The 2,649-nt window shown below is 61.1% G+C and carries 3 protein-coding genes; all 3 read left to right on the top strand.

Annotation, left to right across the window (positions count from 1 at the left end; translation table 11 throughout):
• The first annotated feature begins 238 nt into the window (after positions 1-238).
• Positions 239-877 (top strand): PAS domain-containing protein, encoded by a 639-nt coding sequence (locus EOA29_RS32310; RefSeq protein WP_126094175.1) that lies wholly within the window; start codon positions 239-241, stop codon positions 875-877.
• Positions 878-1,051: 174 nt separating this feature from the next.
• Positions 1,052-1,669, top strand: coding sequence for a PilZ domain-containing protein (locus tag EOA29_RS32305; RefSeq protein ID WP_126094176.1), 618 nt, complete (start codon positions 1,052-1,054; stop codon positions 1,667-1,669).
• A gap of 265 nt (positions 1,670-1,934) precedes the next feature.
• A complete protein-coding gene (locus tag EOA29_RS32300) occupies positions 1,935-2,540 on the top strand; it encodes a transglutaminase-like cysteine peptidase (RefSeq protein WP_126094177.1) in 606 nt (201 codons plus the stop codon).
• The last annotated feature ends 109 nt before the right edge of the window (positions 2,541-2,649 follow it).

Raw genomic sequence — 2,649 nt, 5'->3', positions numbered from 1 at the left:
CTCTTGAAGTGCTGCCGATCGCTGCGAAACGATCGTTTTGGAGTGATTTTTGGTGTGCCACAGCCCCTGCCGGCACGCAACGTAAACCACTTGTTAACCTTAACGACCCCGACCCGTGAACAAACGTTAACGATGCTGGCACGCATCCTGCTCCGCACCGCATGAAGGTCATCGGAGGGCGCCCTGTCTGTTCGCCGATGGGACAGCAAAAAGACAGATTGCGCGGAGCGGAATGAAAATGAATCAGAACGGATCAATCACGCTGTTCCAATATTGGAACCGGCTGCGTGATGGCCGCCCTGCCCCGAAACGCTCGGAGGTCGAGCCGGCGGACATCAAGTCGCTCCTGGCCGACACGTTCATCCTGGAGCGGGACACGCGCGGGGAAGCCGTGTTCCGGCTCGCCGGCACAAGGCTCTGCGCCTGCTACGGCCGCGAGCTCAAGGGCTTCTCGTTTCCCTCGCTCTGGCGCGAGAAGGACCAGCGACTGGTGTCGCGGCTCATCCACGGCGTCTTCGACCAGAAATCGCTGCTGCTGATGAACTACGAGGGCTTCAGCCGAAACGGCCGTTCCAACAAGTTCGAACTGCTCGCGCTGCCGCTCGACGGCGGCATCGAGAATCCCCGCTGCCTCGGCATCATCAGCGCCGTGGAAAGGCCGTTCTGGCTGGGCGCCGACCCGCTTGCCGATGCCCAGATCGACGCGATCCGGGTCATTGATCCCGACAAGGAACCGATGTTCCTGAAGAATCGGCCTGCGATCGATGTTCCTTCGCTGGTGCCGACGGAGTTCGACGCGCATGAGACCATTCCCGCGCTCGGCCGCGTGCGCCGGATTCGCCACCTCGTCGTCTTCGACGGCGGACGCAACGAATGAGGCAAGTGGCCGGGAATCCTGGCCCGATCGATTCTGACTTTGCCCCTGAGACAAGCTCCGATCTCAAGCCGTTCGCGGCCGACTTTTTCCCCTTTGTTAACCTGCTTTGCTGTAGCTTTTTCCGGCGAAATTCCGCGCATCGTCGCGTGGAGTGCCAACGGGGTGCAGGCAGCCATGAGGTCAACGGCGGTAGAATACGCGCCGTCCCGAGCAGAGCGGCGCAATTTCCAGCGCGTCCGGGTGAAGATTTACGGGCGGTTCATGCTGGAGGACCGCACCGAACATCCGTGCCAGGTGATCGACATGTCGCCCGGTAACGTCGCCTTGCGCACCGACCGCGTCGGCATGCCGGGCGAAAAGGTCATTGCCTATATCGACCATATCGGCCGCATCGAAGGCATCGTGACACGGACTTCGCAGGACGGTTTCGCCATGACCGTCATCGCTTCCGACCGCAAGAAGGACAAGCTTGCCGCTCAGCTCACCTGGCTTGCCAACAAGCACGAGCTGGACCTGCCGGAAGACCGCCGCCATGAGCGCGTCGCGCCGCGCAATCCGATGAGCGTGCTGCAGCTCACCGATGGGCGCCAGTATCAGTGCCGCATCATCGACCTGTCGCTTTCGGGCGCGGCGATCGAGATCGACGTCAAACCGGCGATCGGCGTGCAGGTCATGCTGGGCACGATGCGCGGCCAGGTGGTGCGTCACTTCGAGGACGGCGTTGCCATCGAATTCGCCGTCATTCAGCGGCCGGAAACGCTGGATTCGGAATTCAACGCGCCGCGATCCTGACGCGAACGCATCCGGGTACAACCGAACCGGCCGCACGCGGCCGGTTTTTTTGTTGCCTCAAAGAGACATCGTCCGCAACCACTCGCCGCCCGCCGAGCCGTCGCCGATCGCCTGCGCGCGCCAACCAAATCCCAACGATCTCAAACCGAGATAGTTCAAATTTTATATTTATTCTACGGGCGTTTTACTCAATATCTACTTCGCGTTTTTGCGTCAAATAAATCCCAACGTGGCACAGTCTTTCTCAAACGGGGAGACTGCCATAATGAAAATGACGAGGGGCAAGCTGTTGCTCTTGGCAATGGCGATGCAGCTTTCCGCCTGGGGAACGGCAAGCGCGGGACCGGTGCTCATGCATACGGGCGGCCGCACCACCCAGCCGGTCGGCCACTATGAATTCTGCCAGCGCGTGCCGGTCGAATGCAACGAAAGGACGCCGAAAGAGCCTCCGGTCGAACTGACCCGCAAACTGTGGGCGACGATCGTCAGCATCAACAATTCGGTGAACATCCGGGTCAAGCCGCGAACCGATATGGAAATCTACGGGGTCGAGGAATACTGGGCCTATCCCGACAACGGCTATGGCGACTGCGAGGATTATGGGCTGGAGAAGCGCCGCGAGCTGATGGCGGCGGGCGTCCCCGCCGGCGACCTCTTGATGACGGTCGTGCGCCAGCCGAACGGCGACGGCCATGCGGTGCTGACGGTGCGCACCAGTCTCGGCGAGTTCATCCTCGACAATCTCGAGCCGAAAGTGCTCGCCTGGAACGACACGGTTTACACCTACCTCAAACGTCAATCGGCCGAGAATTCGGGCGTTTGGGTTTCGATCAACGACGGCCGCGAGGACGCCGTCGCCAGCGTCCGCTAGGACGCCGATGCACGTCGCCCAAAAGTGCGCAGCGGTTTTGGGCCAACGACATGCACAAAGAGATTGAGCACGCCGCATTCATGCGGCGTGCTTAAGAAAAGCCCGGTCG

The organism is Mesorhizobium sp. M1E.F.Ca.ET.063.01.1.1 (genome assembly GCF_003998155.1).
Taxonomy (GTDB): domain Bacteria; phylum Pseudomonadota; class Alphaproteobacteria; order Rhizobiales; family Rhizobiaceae; genus Mesorhizobium.
The sequence above is the reverse complement of the archived record's forward strand: the minus strand, read 5'-3'. Positions and strand labels throughout refer to the sequence as shown.

Excerpts from the sequence above, each read along its gene's own strand:
- EOA29_RS32310 (WP_126094175.1), top strand. The coding sequence starts at position 239 with ATGAATCAGAACGGATCAATCACGCTGTTCCAATATTGGAACCGGCTG.
- EOA29_RS32305 (WP_126094176.1), top strand. The coding sequence starts at position 1,052 with ATGAGGTCAACGGCGGTAGAATACGCGCCGTCCCGAGCAGAGCGGCGC.
- EOA29_RS32300 (WP_126094177.1), top strand. The coding sequence starts at position 1,935 with ATGAAAATGACGAGGGGCAAGCTGTTGCTCTTGGCAATGGCGATGCAG.